A 19525-nucleotide genomic window follows, 5' to 3' on the forward strand; every position below is an offset into this window, starting at 1 on the left:
ATCTCCCTTGATTGCTGCCGGTGGCTCGTTGCGGCCCGCGCGCCAGGCCGGGCGGCCAGACGGCCCGCGCCTGCGGCCTGCGCGTGCTGAACCAGCAGAGTACCGCACGACCCTCGGCGGGGCCCCACCCCAGTGCGCGGGTGTCGCTCGGCTGCGGACGGCAGGCGAGGGTCGATCCGCGTGCCGGGAGTCGCTGTCCCACAGGGCGACGGCGGCGCCGACGGCGACAGCCGACGGCGTGCGGGCCGGCGGGCACGGGAGGAAACCGCGGGTTCGGACCACCGAGCTTTCGGGACGATCAGTGATCCGGACCACGGAGGGCATCGAACTCTGGTGAGGCCTCGGGCGGCCGTTGACCGGTTCGTTTCTGGTGCTGACCAGCGTCTGCGTCGAAGGCGGCAGTTCGTTGATCTGTTGAAAACGTATGACGTACGACGAGGGATCGCAACCGGTGCCCGATGCGGCAAGTCGTCGGCATCCGTCTCGGGAGGTGAGTACGCCCGCCGCGGAACCAAGCCAGCGAAATAGCGCTCAATCAGGTATTTATCATGGCTGAACATCCGTGCAACTCGGCGGTCTCCTGCACCGGAAGTGGCCGGATCGGGTGAGGCTGCGCTGATCCGGGGCAAATCCGAGGGAAAAACGAGGGAAATCCGTGGGAAGTCCGTGGGGTGCGTGGCCCGTTCCAGGCGGAAGGAACCGGGGCGGGACGCTGCCGTGGCGACGATGCCGGCGCAAAAGAAGGCCGGGACAGCACTCCCGGATGCCCGGAACGCGCGTCAGTCTGCCGGCGCGAGGCCCGCCTCTTCCGCGGGGACAGCAGGGAGGACCAGCACGAACCTGCCGTGACGACCGCCGGGGACGGCTTCCACCGTGCCGCCCGCGGCGACCGCAACCCTGCGCGCGAGCGCCAGGCCGAGGCCGGCACCGGGGCTCTCCGCCGCCCGGTATCCGGGCGTGAACAGCAGCTCCGGGACGAGGTCTCCGATTCCCGGCCCGTCGTCGGTCACGCTGATCCGGATCGAACCGCCCTGCGCGACCGCCGCGACAGTGACCCGCGTCCGGCCGTACCGCACGGCGTTCTCGAGCAGCGGCGCGAGGGCACGCAACGCGACGGCCTGCGGAACTCCGAGCTCGAGACCGGGCGCGGGGGCGACGACGATCTCCGGCACCGCGTCGGCCGGCGCCCCGGCCGAAGCCCCGGCCGCTGCCGCGACAGCAGCGCGCAGCACGGCGTCGACCGGCGCCCGCTCATCCCGGTTCACCTGGCCGCGGGACACCGAGAGCAGGGTGCCGATCACCTCGGTGAGCTCATCGACGGATGCGCCGATTCGGCCGAACCGCTCCACTTGCGCCGGCGAGAGCGTCGGATCGAGTCCCGCGAGCTCCGCCTCAGCCCGGATCACCGTCAGCGGGCTGCGGAGTTCATGGGCGAGTTCCGCGGTCAGGCGCTGCTCCGCGATGATCGTGCGCGACACCCGCGCGAGCAGGCCGTCGAGCACCTGGCCGAGGCGAGTGAGTTCGTCGTGGGGCTCGCCGAGGTCGAACCGCCCGGTGAGGTCATCCGCGCTCCATGCGGACGCCCGCCTGGCCATCACCTCGACGGGGCGCAACGCGCGCCGCACGGTCCAGGCCGCCATCCCGCTGACTCCGAGCACGACGAGAACGGCGAGGCCGATGCCCACGAGCAGGGTACGTGTCTCGGTTCGCTGGTACGGCGCGAGGGACAGGCCGACCACGGCGACGCCGATCCGTTCCGTCTCGCCCGGCAGGACGATGGGCACCGCGCGCAGTCTCCAGCCGCCGCTCTCGCGCTCCGTCGGCTCGGTGACCGAGCTCAGCGCCGCGAGCCCGGCCCTGAGCTCTGACGGTCCCGCGACCGGCGCCGGGTCCGGTTCCCCGCCGGTCGCCGTCGAGTCCGTCCCGGTCGCGGTCCCGCTGACCAGCCGGCCGGACGCGTCGTAGATCCAGGTGACGTCCCCGAGGCCGCCGGCCGCGTTCCGGGTTACCGCGATGCCGTCACCCTGGCGCACGACGGTCGCGAGCGCGGATGCCGCGCGCTCAGCGAGGAGACCGTCGATGTCCTCGCTCACGACGTGCGTCAGCACGGCGACGGTCAGGGAGAGCAGTGCCGCCATGCCGACGGTCGTGAGCAGCGCCGTGGCGAAGACGAGGCGGCGGCGCAGCGAGCTCACGCGCGGCAGGACCGGCAGCCGCAATCGTCCCAGGCGGCGCCCGGACGAGTCCCTGGTCCCGGTCATCGGAGGGCGTACCCGACGCCGCGCACGGTCTCGATCCGTCGCGACGCCGGAGACTCGCGGGCGGCATCCGCCCCTGGCCCGGCGAGCGCAGCGGCACCGCCGCCGCCGTGGTCACCGCGGTCGCCGCCTTCACGGTCGTGGTCGCCGCCTTCACGGTCGCGGTCGCCGTCGAGCAATTCGAGCTTGCGGCGCAGCCTGCGCACATAGGAATCGACGGTGTTCTCGGCGACGATGGCGCCGTGCGGCCACGCGGCCGCGACCAGGTCGCGCCGGCGGACGACCTCGCCAGGGCGGGCGAGCAGGGCCGCGAGCATCCGGAACTCTGTCGGTGTGACGGCGATCTCGAGGTCGGCCCTGGCCACGGTGAACCGCTGGGGGTCGAGGCGGAGGCCCGCCGGCTGCCGGTACGGCTCCGGCCTGCCCCGGCGAGCCAGGGCGCCGACCCGCACGAGCACCTCGGCGAGCGCGAACGGCTTTCCGAGGTAGTCGTCCCCTCCGGCGTGGAAGCCGGTGACGATGTCCTGCACGCCGGTTCGCGCAGTGAGGAAGAGCACGGGTGCGAGCTGTCCGGCGGCCCGGAGGGCCTGGCAGACGTCGCGACCGTCGGAGTCGGGCAGGCCGATGTCGAGCACGATCACGTCGACGGGCTGGCCAGGGCCGAACAGAACGACCGCCTCCGCGCCGGTGTGCGCGAGCAGCAGGCTGTAGCCGGCGCCGCCGAGGGCCTCGGCGAGCACCCGGCGGATGAGGGGGTCGTCTTCGCAGACTCCGACCGTGGGCATGGGGCAATCGTACGCAGTGCCCGCGTGCCGCCCGTGTAAACGGTGCAGGTCAACCCGGGTGGCGGGCGTGCCGGTCAGGCGGCGGGCAGGTTCGGCGGCCTAACCTTCTGCTGCACGAGGTCTTCGGCCCGTCCACCGCCGCCCGGCGCCGATTTCCTGTTCGCACTCCACGCAAAGGCACCAGCATGAACCTGATCCAAGCGCTGATCCTCGGCATCGTCGAGGGAATCACCGAATTCCTCCCGGTCTCGAGCACGGGACACCTCACCCTCACCGAGAAGCTCCTGGGGCTGAAGCTCGACGACCCCGGGGTGACCGCGTTCACCGCGATCATCCAGTTCGGGGCGATCGTCGCGGTGATCCTGTATTTCCGGGCCGACATCATCCGCCTGGCCGTTGCATGGTGGCAGGGCCTCTTCCACCGGGAGGCGCGACTCGCGCACGACTACCGCTTCGCCTGGTACGTCATCGCCGGTTCGGTGCCGATCGGCATCGTCGGCTTTCTCGGAAAGGGCCTGATCGGGGGGCCACTGCGCAACCTGTGGGTCGTCGTTGCCGGGCTGATCGGCTGGAGTGTCGTGATGTTCATCGCCGAGCGTGTCGGCAAGCGCAACCGCCCGGAGGAATCGACGACCCTCAAGGACGCGCTCGTGATCGGCGTCATGCAGTGTGTCGCACTGATCCCCGGGGTGTCCCGCTCCGGGGCGACCATCAGCGCCGGCCTGTTCCGCAACCTCGACCGGGTCGCCGCGACCCGGCTGTCCTTCTTCCTCGCCATCCCGGCACTGACCGCTGCGGGCGCCTATGAGGGCCTCTCCTCGGCGAGCGACATCTCGGCCTCCGTCGGCTGGGTGCCCACGATCGTCGCGACCGTCGTCAGTTTCCTCGTCGCCTATGCCACGATCGCGTGGCTGCTGCGGCTCGTCGCGAAGCACAGCATCGCGGTGTTCATCGGGTACCGGGTCGCGCTCGGCCTCGTGATCGCCGGCCTCCTCGTCACCGGCGTCGTAGCCGCGACCTGACCCCACCCCCACCCGTCGCGCTCTCCGCGAGAGTACGAATTGGGCCCTTAAATCACTCGTTTATGGGCCCAATTCGTACTCTCGCGGCAGGGGTGAGCGGGGCCTGCGGGGCGGGGCGGGGCGGCGAATGGCGGGGTGAGGTCAGGCGTGGGGTTCGTGGTGGCGGGGCGAGTATGCCTGGGCGACGAGCGTCCGGAGGGCCTCGAGGCTGCCGTGGGCGAGGCCCTGCGCCCGCGCCTGGATCAGCACGTTCCCGATCGCGGTCGCCTCGACGGGTCCCGCGAGCACGGGCAGGCCGGTGAGGTTCGCCGTCAGCTGGCAGAGCAGCTCGTTCTGCGAGCCGCCGCCGACGATGTGCACCGTGCGGATGCTCGTGCCCGAGAGTTCGCTCGCCGCGCGCAGGGTGCTGGCGTACTTCGTTGCGAGGCTCTCGATGATGCTGCGCACGAGGTCGACGGGGGTCGCCGGCACCGCGAGTCCGTGTGCGGCACAGTGCTCGCGGATCCGCGCGGGCATGTCCCCCGGCGCGAGGAAGGCCGGGTCATCGACGTCGAAGACCGTGACCGGCCCGGTCACCTGCGCAGCCTGGGCGAGCAGGAACGGCAGCTCGAACGCGACGCCCTCGAGGTCCCAGCTGCGCATCGACTCGCTCAGCAGCCAGAGTCCCATCACGTTGCGCAGGTAGCGCACCCGCCCGTCGACGCCGCCCTCGTTGGTGAAGTTCGCGGCCCGGCTTTCCTCGGTAAGCACCGGGGAATTCAGCTCGACGCCGACGAGCGACCAGGTCCCCGACGAGATGTATGCGGCGTTCTCGTCCCGCATCGGCACGGCGACGACAGCGGATGCCGTGTCGTGCGACCCGACGGCGACGAGATCCAGTCGCGAGACGGCTCCGATTTCGTGAGCCACCTCCGGCAGCAGAGACCCGATCCGGGACCCCGGATCGACCAGCCGCGGGAAGATCGAGCGCGGCAGGCCGAGGCGTGCGATGAGCGCATCGTCCCACTCCCCGTGACCGGAACCGTGGCCGTGCCCGTGCCCTGTCAACACCGTGAGCAGCCCGGTCGTCGACGCGTTGGTGCGCTCGGCGACGCGCTCCCCGGTCAGCCAGAAGCCGAGCAGGTCGGGAATCAGCAGCATCGTGTCCGCGCCGTCGAGGCCGCCGGCCTGCCGTTCGGCGGCCAGCTGGTACAGCGTGTTGAACGGCAGGAACTGGAGCCCGTTCCCGGCGTAGAGCTCGGCGTGCGGCACCAGGGCGTGGGTCGACTCGACTCCCGCAGCGGTGCGCTCGTCCCGGTAGTGGAACGGGTTGCCGAGCATCCGCTGCCCGGAAAGGAGCGCATAGTCGACCGCCCAGGAGTCCACGGCGGCGCTCCGCAGCCCGGGTTCCTCCCGCACGGCGGAGTGCAGGCCGGCGAGGACGTTGCGGTAGAGGTCGAGGATGTCCCAGTGCAGCCCGTCGATCGTGCGCACCGGCAGGTTCGGGAACCGGGCGACCCGCCGGAGTCGCAGCTCGTTGTGGCCGACGTGCCCGAGCATGACCCGCCCGCTCGACGCGCCGAGGTCGATCGCGGCGACGGTCCCCGCGCTGCTCACCACGACGGCACCCCCGCGAGAGTCGCCGTTCCGGTCGAGAGCGCCCGGTAGAACGGCAACTCTCGACCGGAACGGCGACCGCCGGGATCGGGACGCGTGGCGGCATCCGCTCGCCCGGGGGAAGCCGGGAGCCCTGTCGTGCGCGAGCGGATGCCCCCGCTCATCGCAGGAAGGCGGCGGCGACGCCGGCGTCGACCGGGATGTGCAGCCCGGTGGTGTGGCTGAGGTCGCTCGCGCACAGCACGAAGACCGCGTTGGCGACGTTCTCGGGAAGCACCTCGCGCTTGAGCAGGGTGCGCTGGGCGTAGTACTTGCCGAGGTCCTGCTCATCGACGCCGTAGACCGCGGCTCGCTTGGCTCCCCAGCCGCCGGCGAAGATGCCGGAGCCGCGCACGACACCGTCGGGGTTGATGCCGTTGACCTTGACGCCGTACTCGCCGAGTTCGGCGGCCAGCAGGCGCACCTGGTGGGCCTGGTCGGCCTTCGTCGCCGAGTACGCGATGTTGTTCGGGCCCGCGAAGACCGAGTTCTTGCTCGAGATGTAGATGATGTCGCCGCCGAGCTTCTGGTCGATCAGCACCCGGGCCGCGGCGCGGGAGACGAGGAAGGAACCCTTCGCCATCACGTTGTGCTGCAGGTCCCAGTCGGCGACCGTGGTCTCGAGCAGGGACTTGGAGAGCGAGAGCCCGGCGTTGTTCACGACGAGGTCGAGGCCGCCGAAGGCGAGCACGGCGGCGTCGATGCCGGCCTGAACCTGGTTCTCGTCCGTGACGTTCGCCTGAACGCCGATCGCGATATCCGTGCCGCCGATCGCCGCCGCGGCCTCCTGCGCCTTGGCCAGTTCGAGGTCGGCGATCACGACGCAGGCGCCCTCGGCCGCGAGCCGGGTGGCGATCGCCTTGCCGATGCCGCTTGCCGCGCCGGTCACGAGCGCGATGCGTCCGGCGAGCGGCTTGGGCTTCGGCATCCGCTGGAGCTTGGCCTCTTCGAGCGCCCAGTATTCGATGGCGAACTTCTCGGCCTCGTCGATCGGGGAGTAGCGGGAGAGCCCCTCGGCTCCCCGCATCACGTGGATGGCGTTGACGTAGAACTCGCCGGCGACGCGCGCGGTCTGCTTGTTCGCGCCGTAACTGAACATGCCGACGCCCGGGATCAGCACGATGAGCGGGTCGGCACCGCGGATGGCGGGCGACTCCGGGGTCGCGTGCCGGTCGTAGTAGGCCTGGTAGTCGAGGCGGTACTGCTCGTGGAGTTCGTGGAGCCGGGCGAGGGACGCCTCGACAGAGGCGTCCGCCGGGAGGTCGAGCAGGAGCGGCGTGACCTTGGTGCGCAGGAAGTGGTCGGGGCAGCTCGTGCCGAGGCCGGCGAGCCTCGGGTGTTCGACGCTGGCGAGGAAGTCGAGGACCTCGGGCGCGTCGGTGAAGTGGCCGACCTTGGCGCTGTCGGTGGAGACGAGGCCGCGAAGGGTCGGCGCAAGCGCGGCGGCCTTGGCGCGGCGCTCGGCCGCCGACAGCGCACCGAAGCCCTCGAGCGGGGCGCCGAAGGGCTCCGGCTTGGAGTGCTCCTCGATGTAGGAGGTGGCGGTCTCGATGATCCAGAGCGAGTTCGCCTCGGCCTCCTCGCTCGTGTCACCCCAGGCGGTGATGCCGTGGCCGCCGAGGATCGCGCCGATCGCGCCGGGGTGGGCGTCCTTGATCGCGGCGATGTCGAGGCCGAGCTGGAAGCCGGGGCGGCGCCAGGGCACCCAGATCACCCGGTGGCCGAAGATCGAGTCGGTGAGTTCTTCCCCGTCGACGGCCGTCGCGATCGCGATGCCGGCGTCCGGGTGCAGGTGGTCGACGTGGGCCGCGTCGACCAGTCCGTGCATCGCCGTGTCGATCGAGGGGACAGCGCCGCCGCGCCCGTGCAGGGCGTAGTCGAGGGCGCCGACCATCTCGTCTTCACGATCGAGGCCGGGGTAGACATCCACCATCGCGCGCAGCCGGTCGAGGCGGAGCACGGCGAGGCCGGACTCGGTGAGGGTGCCGAGGTCTCCGCCGGAGCCCTTGACCCAGAGCAGCTCGACGGTGGTGCCGGTGACGGGGTCGATCTCGGTGCCCTTGGCGGAGGTGTTGCCCCCGGCGTAGTTCGTGTTCTTGGGGTTCGCGCCGAGGCGGTTGGAGCGGGCGACGAGCGCCGCGGCCGTGGGATTGGTGGTCATGATCTGCTTTCCAGGGGCTGGGAGAGGAGCTAGAGGGCAAAGGACGAGCGGGGGCAAGCACGGGCGGTGCGGGGTGTCGGGCCCTGACTGTTGCGGCGGGGAGGGTGGTCTAGGCGCCCCAGCCGGCCTGGGTGCCGCCGACGCGGTCTGCGCAGATCTTCTCCTGGTAACCGGATGCCGCGAACGCCTTCATGGGGTCGGCCGGAAGTCCGCGGGACTCGCGCCACGCGGCGAGGTCGGTGCGGACGTCGGAGTAGAAGGCGTCCATCATGATGCCGTTGGCGCCGAGGACGTCGCCGGCCTCCTGCGCCGCTGCGAGGGCGACGGTGTCCACGCTGAGGGCGCGGGCGGTCATTTCCTGCACGTTGAGGACGGAGCGGATCTGGCCGGGGATCTTCTCTTCGACGTTGTGGCACTGGTCGAGCATGAACGCGACGGTGGAGTCGGGTCCGTAGCCGCCGCCGCGGATGACTTCGTAGAGGATCCGGAACAGCTGGAACGGGTCTGCCGCTCCGACGATGAGGTCGTCGTCGGCGTAGAAGCGGGAGTTGAAGTCGAAGGAGCCGAGCTTGCCGAGGCGGAGCAGCTGGGCGACGATGAACTCGATGTTCGTGCCGGGCGCGTGGTGGCCGGTGTCCAGGCACACCATCGCCTTGTCTCCGAGGGCGGCGACCTGGGCGTAGCTGGTTCCCCAGTCGGGCACGTCGGTGTGATAGAAAGCCGGCTCGAAGAACTTGTACTCCAGGACCAGGCGCTGGTGCTCGCCGATCCGGGCGTAGATCTTGCCGAGGGAGTCGGCGAGGCGGTCCTGCCGGCCGCGGATATCGCCCTGGCCCGGGTAGTTGGTGCCGTCGGCGAGCCAGATCTTCAGGTCTTCCGAGCCGGTCTGGTTCATCACGTCGATGCAGTCGAAGTGGTGATCGATCGCCATCTGGCGCACCTTCGGGTCGATGTGGGTCAGGCTGCCGAACTTGTAGGCGTCATCCTGGAACGTGTTCGAGTTGACCGTGCCGAGCGCGAGGCCCTTCTCCGCGGCGAACTCGCGCAGACCGGTGTAGTCGTCGACCTTGTCCCACGGGATGTGCAGGGCCACCTTCGGCGAAAGGCCGGTGACCTGGTGCACCTGCGCGGCGTCGGAGATCTTCTCCTGGATGGTGCGCGGGGTGCCGGGCGTGCCGAACACCTTGAACCGGGTGCCGGAGTTGCCGAACGCCCAGGACGGCAGTTCGATGACCTGCCCCTCGAGCTGGGCCAGGGTGTCGGGGCTGATGCTCACGTTGTGCTTCTTTCGGTCGGGGCAGCGGATGCGGCGGCGAGGGAGTCGAGTTGGTCTTCCAGATTGAAGATCTCGGTCAGTTGGAGGAAACCGGTGTCTGGGGCACCGTCGAGGGCGACGAAGAAGTCGCCCATCTCGGCCTGCCAGCGGGCGTTGACCTCGGTTGCGGCCATGCCCGCCTGGGCGGCGGCGAGGCTCGCGGTCTCGAAGTAGCCGATCAGCAGCCCGTCGTCGCGCAGGAAGATGGAGTAGTTGTTCCAGCCCGTGCTCTTGAGGGCCAGCAGCATGTCGGGCCAGACTGCGGCGTGGCGACGACGGTATTCGGGGATCAGCTCCGGCTTGACCTGGAGCTGGAAGCACACGCGGTGCTGGGTATCGCTGCTCGACATTGAGGTTCCTTGCTGGTTCGGATTCCGAAAATGAATCGATTCAAGTTTGCCGTGCGGAGCGCATTCCCGCAAGGCCGCGGGACGGATGCAACCGGCATCCGCCCCGCAGCCGACTCGCGCGGGCACTGCGATACTGCGGGTGATACGGGGTTGTGCGCGTGGAACGACCTAGAAGTTGAAGTCCGCGATGTTCTCCTTGGTGAATGTGAACGGCTCGCCGAGGAGCACGGTGGCATCCTTGCCGACGGTGAATTCGCCGAGGGCGCCTGCGGTGAACTTGTCGCCTTCCTTGCCGGTGATGGTGCCGTCGATCAGGGCCTTGGCGCCGTAGGCGGCGAGGTAGCCGAGGTCGGCCGGGTTCCAGAGCGCGAATGCCGTGACCGTGCCGTCGTTGACGTAGTCACGCATCTGGTTCGGCGTGCCGAGACCGGTGAGCGCGACCTTGCCCTTGTACTGCGAGGTCTGCAGGTAGCGGGCCGCCGCTGCGATGCCGACCGTTGTGGGCGAGATGATGCCCTTCAGGTTCGGGTGCGACTGGAGCAGGGCCGCCGTCTTGTCGAAGGAGGTCTGGTCATCGTCGTTGCCGTAGACGGTGTCGACGAGCGTGACGTTCGGGTGGTTCGCGGCGAGTTCCTTCTTCATCGTCTCGATCCAGGCGTTCTGGTTGGTCGCGTTGGCCGAGGCGGAGAGGATGGCGACCTCGCCGGTGTCGCCGATCTGCTTGGTGATCAGGTCGACCTCGATCTTGGCGATGCCGTCGGCCGTGGCCTGGTTGATGTACAGGTCGCGGTACTGCGGGTCGGTGTCCGAGTCGAAGGTGACGACCTTGGTGCCGGCCGCTCGGGCCTCGTTGAGGGCGCTGCCGATCGCCGTGGGGTCGTCGGCGGAGATGATGATCGCGCCGACTCCCTGCTGGGTGAGCGTGTTGATGAAGCTGACCTGGGCATCGGCCGCGGCGGTCGCCGGGCCGACCTCGGCGTAGGTTCCGCCGAATTCGGTGATCGCCTTGGATCCGCCCTTGTCGGAGGTGTCGAAGTATGCATTGCCGAGGTTCTTCGGCAGGAACGTGATCGCGTAGTTCTTGTCGCCGGAGCCGGACGCAGCTGCACCGGTGGAGGTGTCGGTCGAGGCCGAACTGGAGCATCCGGTGGCGAGGAGGGCGATGGCTGCGACGCCGGCGACGAGCGCGACAGCGCGGGCGCCGTGGCGCCGGGTGGTGGTGGAAGGAGACATCGTTGTGCCTTTCAGGTGGGGTGAAGCGGATGTTGGTGGTCGGGCGAGGGAACGGAGCGGTTACTGCTTCTGTTTCTCTGGCGTGGCACGACGGAAACGCAGGCTGCGGAACCACGACAGAAATCGGGGGGAGAGCACGGACAGGATCAGCAGGGCGCCGGTGATGATGTTGATGACGTCCGAGCTGACATTGGCGAGGCGGAGCGCGCTCTGCAGCACGCCGATCAGGAGCACGCCGGCGATGACGCCGTGGATGGCGCCCTTGCCGCCGAAAATGGACACTCCACCCAGGAGGACCGCGGCGATGACCGACAGCTCGAGTCCCATCGCATTGTCACCGCGAGCGCTGCCGTAGCGGAAGGTCCAGTAGATTCCGGCGAGCGCGGCGATCAGCCCCGTGAGCATGAAGGCGACGACCTTGGTCCGGTTGACGTGCACTCCGGAGAAGTGCGCGGTCTCCGTGCTGAAGCCGATCGCCACGATTCCGCGGCCGAAGGGGGTGAAGTGCAGGAGAGCGACGAAGACCACGATCAACGCGACGACCAGCACCATGGCGACGGGGATGCCGGTGCTGCCGAACTTCGACTGGGCGAGGCCGGTCCAGAACGCCGGGAAGCTCGTGACGGCGGTCGTCCCGAGCAGGCCGACGGCGATGCCGCGATAGAGGGCGAGCGTGCCGATGGTGACCGCGAGCGAGGGCAGGCCGACCACGGTGACCAGGAGCCCATTGATCAGGCCCGCGACGAGGCCCATCACCAGGCAGGCGACGATGGCGACCGGGACCGGCCAGCCGGCCTGGGTCAGGATACCGAGCAGGACACTGCTCAGGCCGAGCGTGCTTGCGACGGAGAGGTCGATCTCGCCCATCATGATCACGAGGGTCATCGGCAGGGCGATCATCAGGATCGGCGCGACGTCGAGGAGCAGGAAGCCGAGCGTCGTGGTGGTGCCGAAGCGTCGCACCTCGAGCGAAGCGATCACGATCACGAGGATGAGGGCGACGATGACCGCCATCTCGCGGGTGAGGAGCAGGCGCATCCAGAAGGGTCGACCGTACTCGGCGTAGACGCGCGTGCCGGTCCGGCTGTCGGACGGGGCGGAGATGGTCATGCGGAGACCTCCCGTTCTGAAATGAGTTGGCGGGAGAGTCGGAGCGAGAGGACCCGGTCGAGCACGATAGCGCCGATGATGAGGGTGCCCACGACCGCCTGCTGCCAGAAGTCGGGGATGCCCAGGATGGGCAGGGCACGGTTGATGGTGAGCAGCAGGACCGCACCGATGGCCGCGCCGTAGACGGTGCCGCTGCCGCCGAAGATCGCGACGCCGCCGATCACGGCAGCGCCGACGGCCTGCAGCTCGAGCCCGGTGCCCGTCTGCGAGTTGGTCGTTCCGTAACGGGCAGCGAAGAGCACGCCGGCGAGCCCGGCGAGGGCGCCGCAGAGCAGGAAGGCGACGAGGATGCGACGGGTGACGCCGAGTCCGTAAAGCTGCGCGGCATCGGGATCCGAACCGATCGCGTAGAGCTCCCGACCGCCTCGCTGGTTGCGCAGGTACCAGCCTGCGACGAGCACCACGATCAGCGCGATGATCGTGAGGTACGGCACGAAGAGCAGCGCACTCGTGCCGAGGGCGAGGAAGTCCTTGGGCAGGTCGGACGCGTTCACCCGGTTGCTGCCGGCCCAGAGCACGTTGATGCCCCGGTAGGCATACAGGGTTCCGAGCGTGATCACGAGGGCCGGCACCTTGCCGAACGCGACGAGCGCGCCGTTGAGCAGGCCGAGCGCAGCACCGAGTGCCATGCCTGCGGCGAAGACGACGATGATCGGGATGCCGGGCACGTCGATGAAAAGGCGCCCGGTCAGGTAGGCCGTCAGTCCGACGACAGAGCCGACCGAGAGGTCGACCGATCGGGTGATGATCACGATCGCCTGGCCGACGGCCACGAGCACGAGGATCGACGGGGTGAGGAGCAGGTCCCGGAATCCGTCCTGGCTGAAGAGGAAACTCGGGTTCTTGATCGTGGTGATGAGCACAACGATCACGAGGGCGGCGAGGATGCCGGTCTCGCGGGAACGCAGGAAGGTGCGCAGACCGCGCTGGAACGCTCCGCCGCCCGCTCCGGTGGGCGTCTGGGTGCTGGTTGTCGTGGTCACTGGATGGACTCCGTTGAGTGGGTGGCAGCGAACATGATGGACTCGGCCGTGGCATCCGCCCGGGAGATCTCCGCGGTGATGCGGCCTTCGCGGACGACGAGCACGCGGTCGGCCATACCCAGGATTTCCGGCAGTTCCGAGGAGATCATCACGATCCCGAGGCCCTCACCCGCGAGCTGCGAGAGCAGGCGATGCACCTCGGCCTTGGTTCCGACGTCGATCCCGCGGGTGGGTTCGTCGATGATGAGCACCTCGGGGTTCGTCGACAGCCACTTACCGAGCACGACCTTCTGCTGGTTTCCGCCGGAGAGCGTGCCGACCTCGGTGTCGAGGGCGTTCGTCTTGACCTCGAGGCGGCCGGCCCAGTCCTTGGCGGCCCGGTTCTCGAGGCTCGAGTCGATGAACCCGAAGCGACTGAGCCGGGTACGGGTCGAGAGTGTCAGGTTGCGGGCGACGGATGACTCGAGCACGAGGCCCTGCTTCCGGCGGTCCTCGGGCACGAGGGCCATTCCGGCAGCCATGGCCGCGGTCGGGTTGAGCTTCGGAACGGACTTCCCGTGCATCCGCACGGCTCCGGAGTCGTAGCGGTCGACGCCGAAAACGGCACGGACGATCTCGCTGCGACCGGCGCCGACGAGGCCCGAGAGCCCGACGATCTCGCCGGACCGCACCGTGAAGGACACATCGTGGAAGACACCGGCGGAGGTCAGCCCCTCGACTTCGAGCAGCACGTCGCCGACAGGGGCGACCTCCTTCGGGAACAGGTCGGTTACCTCGCGGCCGACCATCCTGCGCACGATCTCGTCGACGCTCGTGGACTGGATCGCATCGGTCGAGATGTATTGCCCGTCGCGCATGACCGTGATGGTGTCGCAGAGGGCGAAGACTTCGTCGAAGCGGTGCGAAATGAAGACCAGGGCGCGGCCCTCGTCACGCAGGCTGCGGGCGACGGCGAAGAGCCGGTCGACCTCGACGCCGCTGAGGGCTGCGGTGGGTTCGTCCATGATCAGCACCCGGGCGTCCACCGAAATGGCCTTGGCGATCTCGATGATCTGCTGGTCGGCGATCGACAGCCCCTCGGCCGGGCGGTCGGGGTCGATGCGCACCGCGAGGCGGGTGAACAGTTCCTCGGCCTCAGCGCGCATGGCCTTGCGGTCGATCCGGCCGAAGCGCTGGGTCGGCTGGCGACCCATGAAGATGTTCTCCGTGACCGAGAGGTCGGGGAAGAGGGTGGGCTCCTGGTAGATGACCGCGATGCCGGCCGCCTTGGCCTCTGCCGTCGAGCGGAAGTCGACGCTTTCGCCGCGGAGCAGGAAGTCCCCCGCGTCGCGCTGGTAGAGTCCGGCGACGATCTTGACGAGGGTCGACTTGCCCGCGCCGTTCTCGCCCACGAGGGCGTGGATGGAGTTCATGTGCACGGTGAGGTCGGCGGACGTCAGCGCGACGACCGATCCGAAGGCCTTGGCCACTCCACGCAGTTCGAGGGCCGGCGGGCCGGAATTACTGGGGCTGATCGACATTGATAGGTCCTGACCTCCACATTGAGGAACGCTGGGGAAACGCGCGAGCGGGCGTTGAATCGTTTTAATTCTGCGAACACAGGGAAATCTATTTCGATGCCACCGCAGCTGTCAAGTAACAACTGCGTAACGACGAGCTATTCTCGGAGCATGGTGGCAGCGGGCGGAACAAACCCCGACCCGCCGCGAAAAACACCGCGCGGATGCCGGTGGCTGGATATCCGCGCCCCGATCTGACACGATTCATCGTGGCCCCGTGCGGCCCGATCTGGAGAAGACCCGATGTCCGTAAGCGTGCGTGAGGTGGCCGCGACTGCCGGCGTGTCCGTCGGCACGGTGTCGAATGTGCTCAATCGCCCGGACAAGGTTTCCCCGAGCACCGTCGAACGCGTCCAGGCGGCGATCAGCCAGCTCGGTTTCGTGCGCAACGACGCAGCCCGCCAATTGCGTGCCGGTCGCAGCCGGAGCATCGGCCTCGTCGTCCTCGACGTCGCCAACCCCTTTTTCACGGATGTCGCGCGCGGCGCCGAAGACCGCGCAGCCGAGGACGGCCTCACGGTGCTCCTGGGCAACAGCGACGAGAACCCGGGGCGCCAGAGCGCCTATCTCGACCTCTTCGAGGAACAGAGGGTGCACGGCGTGCTCATCTCACCCCTCGGGGACGTCGGCGACCGCCTCTCGCGGCTCCGCGCCCGCGGCACACCGACCGTGCTCGTGGACCGCGAGATCGCCGACCGGAGCTTCTCGTCCGTCGCCGTCGATGACGTGGCCGGCGGATACCTCGCCGTGAGCCACCTCGCCGCCATCGGACGGACCCGGATCGCCTTCGTCGGCGGGCCCCACAGCATCCGCCAGGTCGTCGATCGGCTCGAGGGCGCCCGCAAGGCCGTCGCCGAGCACCCGGGGGTCGTCCTCGAGACGATCGACACGGACTCGCTCTCGGTGTTGCAGGGGCGGTCCGTCGGTGAACAGCTCCTCGCCCGGCCGGCGGGCGAACGCCCGGACGCCGTCTTCGCGGCCAACGACCTGCTCGCGATGGGCGTGCTCCAGGCACTGAATATGCTCGGCGACGTACGCGTCCCCCGCGACATCGCCCTGATCGGATACGACGACATCGCCTTCGCGTCCGCTGCCGTTGTACCGCTTTCGTCGATCCGCCAGCCGAGCGCCCTGATCGGGTACACGGCCGTCGACCTGCTGATGCGCGAGGCGGAGGGCGGCGAGGACTTCGAGCACGAGCAGATCCAGTTCCAGCCCGAGCTCATCGTCCGCGAGTCGACCGCCGGCTAGGCGTGACATCCGCCTGCCCGCACCCGCTTCGCGCCCGCCCGCGCGCCCCGCGTCCGCGCCGGTTTCCGCTGCCCGCGCCCCGTGACGACGGAAACCGCGCCGGTTTGCGCAGGTCGCGCCCGCTCTTTCGGGCGCGACCTGCGCAAACGGGCGCGGCGGCGAAGACCGGGGCGCTGGATCCGGCTAGAAGTGCATGTTCATCGCGACCGGTTCCCCGACGACGGATGCTTCGACGACTGACTCCTCGGCGACGACGTCTTCCGGGTAGCGTTCGGCTTCGATCTGCTGGAGGCTCTTACCCTGGGTGTGCGGCGCCCAGACGGCTCCGACCACGAGCGAGACGGCGAGGAAGCCGATCAGGATGAGGCCGAGCCAGGACAGCCCGATCGAGGTCAGCAGGATCGGGAAGACCATGCTGAGCAGGCCGACCATGATCCGGGCGACGAAGAACAGGATGCCCTGCGCGCTCGCCCGGTACTCGGTCGCGAAGAGCTCGCTGGCCCAGAGGCCGTAGAAGGCCTGGGCGCCGATGCCGGCCGCGACGCCCCAGAGCACGGCGAAGGAGAGCAGCGCCGGCATGGTCGGTTCGGCGAAGACGAGCACGGCCCAGGCAGCGATGCCCAGAAGCGAACCGACGATGTAGAGGATGCGGCGGTTGAACCTGTCGGCGAGGCGCATGAAGCCGAAGTAGGTCGTGGCCACCGTGAGGCCCCAGACGAGCGCCTGCAGCAGGTACTGCTCCGTGGCGCTCTCGACTCCCGCGGCGGCGTAGACCCGCGGCATGAAGATTCCGGCCTGTCCTGCGACTATATTCCAGAACGAGTACACGCCGATCAGGAAGAAGATCGCGGTGATGTTTGCCTTCTTGCTGAAGAGCGCCTTGACGCCGTGGAAGACGTTGGTGGATGTCGCCTTCGCGTTGGATTCCTTCCAGATGGCCGTCTCCGGCAGTCCCTGCCGCATGTACCAGGTGATGAAGGCCACGACGAAGAGCTCGGCGAAGATGAGCCGGCTGCCGAGGAGGCCGAGGGGCTCGACCGCGACGGCGAGGAGGAAGCCGATCAGCGGGCCGCAGGACCAGGCGAGCTGGGCGGCACCGACGTGCTTGGCGCGCTGCCCGGCCGGCGCCTGCTCGGAGAGGTAGGTCCACGAGGCCGGAACGCCGGCCCCGACGGCGATACCGGTGATGATGAAGGCGAGCAGCAGCATCCCGTAGCTCATCGCGAACACGGCGAGGGCGACGCCGATCATATAGACGATGAGGTCGTAGGTATAAATGAACTTGCGACCGTACTTGTCGCACAACGGGCCGCCGATGAGCGCACCCGCCGCCGCACCGAACGCGTTCGCGCTCAGGGCCGCGAGCAATCCGACCGCGAAGTCGTCGATCCCGAACTCCTTCTGCCAGAGCGACAGGCTGGTTGCGATCGCGATGATCGATCCCGCTTCGATGTAATTGGACATCGCCACCGAGATGGTGGCTTTCATTCCGGTTGTGCTTTTGTTTCCAATTCGGACCACGAATGGTCCTCCTTTGCTCTCGTCATTGATGCAGAGGCTCGTGGCCTCGGCTTCGAGGACGCGATGCGGTGGCGCCGGTGGCGCCGCACCGTTCATTGAATGAAACGATTCAATGAGGTGTCCCAGCAGACTACGTCACAATCGTGTGCCTGCCTAACCATTTCGGGTGCGCCGTGACCGGGGGCGACGATCCGGGAGAACCGGGGAGTTGACGCGCTGCGGTTTCCGGAGTTATAGTCGAGATAGTTGAAACGATTCAATTACCACGAAGACGAGGACATCCCATGAGCTTTGCCAGTCGCGAACTCCGCGAAGAAATCCTGTACTGGTGCAAGGAGTCGGTGCGTACCGGACTCAACTTCAACACCCAGGGCAACATCTCGATTCGCCTGCCCGAGCATGACGCGATCGTCATTACGCCCTCCGGCATCCGCTACGACGTGCTGACGGTCGACGAGATGGTCGTCGTCGGCTATGACGGCGTCGTCATCGAGGGGGACCTGTTCCCGTCGACCGAGACGGATGTCCACCTCGCCCATTACCGCCGCCGCCCCGACATCAACGCGATCGTGCACACCGAGTCGCCGTACGCGAACATGTTCGGCGCCGTCGGCAAGACCATCGACCCCGTGCTGCTGAACATGGTGCTCTACGCCAAGGGCGCCGTGCGCATCATGCCGTTCGAGTTCTCCACCAACAAGGACTTCGGCGAGCTCAGCGCCGCGCTCATGGGCGACGACACGAACGCCGTCGTCTGGGGCAACCACGGCATGATCTCGGTCGGCGAAGACGTCGCCGGCGCATTCAAGGTCGCCGTCGCGGTCGAGGCCAACGCGCAGGTGCTCTACGGGGCCCTGCAGCTCGGCACCCCGAACATCCTCGAGCTCGAGAAGATCGTCATCCCCGAGGGTGCGCGCCTGCCCTAAGCGGCATTCGGCACCCGATGTGCGGCGGCCCCGAGCGGGCCGCCGCCGCGCTCAACCTCAGCAGTATCCACAGACATACCCACAGAGAAGTGACCCCATGACGGTATCCGCAGAAACCCTTCGCCTCCTGGAAAGCCAGGCCATCGAGCTCCCGTCGTGGGCGTTCGGCAACTCGGGCACCCGCTTCAAGGTCTTCTCGACCCCCGGCACGCCGCGCACCCCCCAGGAGAAGATCGCCGATGCCGCAACGGTCAACAAGTTCACCGCGCTTTCCCCGAGCGTCGCGATCCACATTCCGTGGGACAAGGTCGACGACTATGCGGCGCTCGGAAAGTACGCCGAAGACCTCGGCGTCGCGCTCGGCACGGTCAACTCGAACACGTTCCAGGATGACGCCTACAAGTTCGGCAGCCTGACCCACATCGACCCGAAGGTGCGCCAGATGGCGATCGATCACCACTTCGACTGCATCGACGTGATGAACCAGACCGGCTCGGAAGACCTGAAGATCTGGCTCGCCGACGGCACCAACTACCCGGGCCAGGGCGATATCCGCGGCCGGCAGGACCGCCTCGCCGACTCCCTCGGCAAGATCTACGCCCGGATCGGCGAGCACCAGCGCCTGGTCCTGGAGTACAAGTTCTTCGAGCCGGCTTTCTATCACACCGACGTGCCCGACTGGGGAACCAGCTACGCCCAGGTCGCCGCCCTCGGAGACAAGGCGATGGTGTGCCTGGACACCGGCCACCACGCGCCCGGCACGAACATCGAGTTCATCGTCGCCCAGCTGCTCCGCCTCGGCAAGCTCGGCTCCTTCGACTTCAACTCCCGCTTCTACGCCGACGACGACCTCATCGTCGGAGCGGCAGACCCGTTCCAGCTGTTCCGGATCCTCTACGAAGTCATCCGCGGCGGCGGCTACGGACCCGACTCCACCGTCGCGTTCATGCTCGACCAGTGCCACAACGTCGAAGAGAAGATCCCCGGCCAGATCCGCTCCGTCCTCAACGTGCAGGAAATGACCGCCCGCGCCCTCAGCGTGGACACCGTCGCCCTCGCAGCGGCGCAGGAGGCCGGCGACGTCCTCGGCGCCAACGGCATCATGATGGACGCCTTCTACTCCGACGTCCGCACCGACCTCGCCGCGTGGCGCGAGTCCCGCGGACTTCCGGCCGACCCCATGAAGGCGTTCGCGGCATCCGGTTACCAGGAGAAGATCTGCGCAGACCGCGTCGGCGGCACCCAGGCCGGCTGGGGCGCCTGACCCCACCCGCATTCGGCACCACCCGTTGCCGTTTCGGACGACTGTGGCCGGCACACCGGCCGCAGTCGTCCGAAACGGCAACTCCTTTAAGT

The 19525-nt window shown here is 68.5% G+C and carries 16 protein-coding genes; 4 read left to right on the plus strand and 12 right to left on the minus strand.

Annotated elements, in window-relative coordinates; translation table 11 throughout:
* Positions 1–779: 779 nt before the first annotated feature.
* Together RHM57_RS17345 and RHM57_RS17350 are read right to left on the minus strand one after the other, a co-directional pair.
* Positions 780–2261 carry a HAMP domain-containing sensor histidine kinase gene (locus RHM57_RS17345; protein WP_322188935.1) on the minus strand — a complete coding sequence of 494 codons (1482 nt, stop codon included), beginning with the start codon at positions 2259–2261 and terminating at the stop codon, positions 780–782.
* Positions 2258–3043, minus strand: a complete 786-nt coding sequence (locus RHM57_RS17350) for a response regulator transcription factor (protein ID WP_322188937.1) — start codon at positions 3041–3043, stop codon at positions 2258–2260. The genes RHM57_RS17345 and RHM57_RS17350 overlap by 4 nt, the downstream gene beginning before the upstream one ends.
* 185 nt (positions 3044–3228) lie before the next feature.
* On the opposite strand from RHM57_RS17350, the gene RHM57_RS17355 reads away from it, so the two are divergent.
* Positions 3229–4065 (plus strand): undecaprenyl-diphosphate phosphatase, encoded by an 837-nt coding sequence (locus RHM57_RS17355; RefSeq protein WP_134449257.1) that lies wholly within the window; start codon positions 3229–3231, stop codon positions 4063–4065.
* Positions 4066–4206: 141 nt separating this feature from the next.
* Here the strand turns inward: RHM57_RS17355 and RHM57_RS17360 are convergent, their stop codons facing one another.
* The 9 genes from RHM57_RS17360 to RHM57_RS17400 form a co-directional block, all read right to left on the minus strand.
* The gene (locus tag RHM57_RS17360; protein ID WP_416173119.1) at positions 4207–5604 is read right to left on the minus strand and encodes a rhamnulokinase; all 1398 of its coding nucleotides are present in this window, start codon (positions 5602–5604) and stop codon (positions 4207–4209) included.
* 53 nt (positions 5605–5657) lie between these two features.
* Positions 5658–5825 (minus strand): hypothetical protein, encoded by a 168-nt coding sequence (locus RHM57_RS17365; protein ID WP_166787375.1) that lies wholly within the window; start codon positions 5823–5825, stop codon positions 5658–5660.
* Positions 5822–7861: a bifunctional aldolase/short-chain dehydrogenase gene (locus RHM57_RS17370; protein WP_322188939.1), complete on the minus strand. Its 2040-nt coding sequence runs from the start codon at positions 7859–7861 to the stop codon at positions 5822–5824. The genes RHM57_RS17365 and RHM57_RS17370 overlap by 4 nt, the downstream gene beginning before the upstream one ends.
* A gap of 109 nt (positions 7862–7970) precedes the next feature.
* The gene (gene rhaI / locus RHM57_RS17375) at positions 7971–9137 is read right to left on the minus strand and encodes an L-rhamnose isomerase (RefSeq protein ID WP_322188941.1); all 1167 of its coding nucleotides are present in this window, start codon (positions 9135–9137) and stop codon (positions 7971–7973) included.
* The gene (locus tag RHM57_RS17380; protein WP_134559349.1) at positions 9134–9526 is read right to left on the minus strand and encodes an L-rhamnose mutarotase; all 393 of its coding nucleotides are present in this window, start codon (positions 9524–9526) and stop codon (positions 9134–9136) included. The genes rhaI (RHM57_RS17375) and RHM57_RS17380 overlap by 4 nt, the downstream gene beginning before the upstream one ends.
* A gap of 168 nt (positions 9527–9694) precedes the next feature.
* Complete coding sequence (gene rhaS / locus RHM57_RS17385; protein ID WP_134446401.1) at positions 9695–10759, minus strand: rhamnose ABC transporter substrate-binding protein; 1065 nt, start codon at positions 10757–10759, stop codon at positions 9695–9697.
* Between the two features lie 60 nt (positions 10760–10819).
* Positions 10820–11869, minus strand: coding sequence for an ABC transporter permease (locus RHM57_RS17390; RefSeq protein ID WP_322188943.1), 1050 nt, complete (start codon positions 11867–11869; stop codon positions 10820–10822).
* Positions 11866–12912: an ABC transporter permease gene (locus RHM57_RS17395; protein ID WP_370294981.1), complete on the minus strand. Its 1047-nt coding sequence runs from the start codon at positions 12910–12912 to the stop codon at positions 11866–11868. Before RHM57_RS17395 ends, RHM57_RS17390 begins: the two co-directional genes overlap by 4 nt.
* Positions 12909–14432 carry a sugar ABC transporter ATP-binding protein gene (locus RHM57_RS17400; RefSeq protein WP_134446403.1) on the minus strand — a complete coding sequence of 508 codons (1524 nt, stop codon included), beginning with the start codon at positions 14430–14432 and terminating at the stop codon, positions 12909–12911. Before RHM57_RS17400 ends, RHM57_RS17395 begins: the two co-directional genes overlap by 4 nt.
* Positions 14433–14714: 282 nt before the next feature.
* Here RHM57_RS17400 and RHM57_RS17405 point away from each other — a divergent pair, with 282 nt between their 5' ends.
* Complete coding sequence (locus RHM57_RS17405) at positions 14715–15722, plus strand: LacI family DNA-binding transcriptional regulator (RefSeq protein WP_322188945.1); 1008 nt, start codon at positions 14715–14717, stop codon at positions 15720–15722.
* A 183-nt stretch (positions 15723–15905) separates the two neighbouring features.
* Here RHM57_RS17405 and RHM57_RS17410 read toward each other — a convergent pair whose 3' ends face one another.
* Positions 15906–17210: an MFS transporter gene (locus RHM57_RS17410; RefSeq protein WP_198413467.1), complete on the minus strand. Its 1305-nt coding sequence runs from the start codon at positions 17208–17210 to the stop codon at positions 15906–15908.
* Between the two features lie 317 nt (positions 17211–17527).
* Between RHM57_RS17410 and RHM57_RS17415 the strand changes: the two genes are divergently transcribed.
* Both RHM57_RS17415 and rhaI (RHM57_RS17420) read left to right on the plus strand, forming a co-directional pair.
* Entirely contained in the window at positions 17528–18169 is a 642-nt protein-coding gene (locus RHM57_RS17415) for a class II aldolase/adducin family protein (RefSeq protein WP_134446406.1), read from the plus strand.
* A 97-nt stretch (positions 18170–18266) separates the two neighbouring features.
* The gene (gene rhaI, locus RHM57_RS17420) at positions 18267–19433 is read left to right on the plus strand and encodes an L-rhamnose isomerase (protein WP_322188947.1); all 1167 of its coding nucleotides are present in this window, start codon (positions 18267–18269) and stop codon (positions 19431–19433) included.
* The last annotated feature ends 92 nt before the right edge of the window (positions 19434–19525 follow it).

It is taken from the genome of Cryobacterium sp. 10S3, assembly GCF_034344045.1.
Classification (GTDB): Bacteria; Actinomycetota; Actinomycetes; order Actinomycetales; family Microbacteriaceae; genus Cryobacterium; species Cryobacterium glucosi.

What these genes read in the sequence shown, in the direction of transcription:
- RHM57_RS17345 (WP_322188935.1), bottom strand. Translation starts at nt 2,261, where the DNA reads ATGACCGGGACCAGGGACTCGTCCGGGCGCCGCCTGGGACGATTGCGG.
- RHM57_RS17350 (WP_322188937.1), bottom strand. Translation starts at nt 3,043, where the DNA reads ATGCCCACGGTCGGAGTCTGCGAAGACGACCCCCTCATCCGCCGGGTG.
- RHM57_RS17355 (WP_134449257.1), top strand. Translation starts at nt 3,229, where the DNA reads ATGAACCTGATCCAAGCGCTGATCCTCGGCATCGTCGAGGGAATCACC.
- RHM57_RS17360 (WP_416173119.1), bottom strand. Translation starts at nt 5,604, where the DNA reads ATGCTCGGGCACGTCGGCCACAACGAGCTGCGACTCCGGCGGGTCGCC.
- RHM57_RS17365 (WP_166787375.1), bottom strand. Translation starts at nt 5,825, where the DNA reads ATGAGCGGGGGCATCCGCTCGCGCACGACAGGGCTCCCGGCTTCCCCC.
- RHM57_RS17370 (WP_322188939.1), bottom strand. Translation starts at nt 7,861, where the DNA reads ATGACCACCAATCCCACGGCCGCGGCGCTCGTCGCCCGCTCCAACCGC.
- RHM57_RS17380 (WP_134559349.1), bottom strand. Translation starts at nt 9,526, where the DNA reads ATGTCGAGCAGCGATACCCAGCACCGCGTGTGCTTCCAGCTCCAGGTC.
- rhaS (WP_134446401.1), bottom strand. Translation starts at nt 10,759, where the DNA reads ATGTCTCCTTCCACCACCACCCGGCGCCACGGCGCCCGCGCTGTCGCG.
- RHM57_RS17390 (WP_322188943.1), bottom strand. Translation starts at nt 11,869, where the DNA reads ATGACCATCTCCGCCCCGTCCGACAGCCGGACCGGCACGCGCGTCTAC.
- RHM57_RS17400 (WP_134446403.1), bottom strand. Translation starts at nt 14,432, where the DNA reads ATGTCGATCAGCCCCAGTAATTCCGGCCCGCCGGCCCTCGAACTGCGT.
- RHM57_RS17405 (WP_322188945.1), top strand. Translation starts at nt 14,715, where the DNA reads ATGTCCGTAAGCGTGCGTGAGGTGGCCGCGACTGCCGGCGTGTCCGTC.
- RHM57_RS17410 (WP_198413467.1), bottom strand. Translation starts at nt 17,210, where the DNA reads ATGAAAGCCACCATCTCGGTGGCGATGTCCAATTACATCGAAGCGGGA.
- RHM57_RS17415 (WP_134446406.1), top strand. Translation starts at nt 17,528, where the DNA reads ATGAGCTTTGCCAGTCGCGAACTCCGCGAAGAAATCCTGTACTGGTGC.
- rhaI (WP_322188947.1), top strand. Translation starts at nt 18,267, where the DNA reads ATGACGGTATCCGCAGAAACCCTTCGCCTCCTGGAAAGCCAGGCCATC.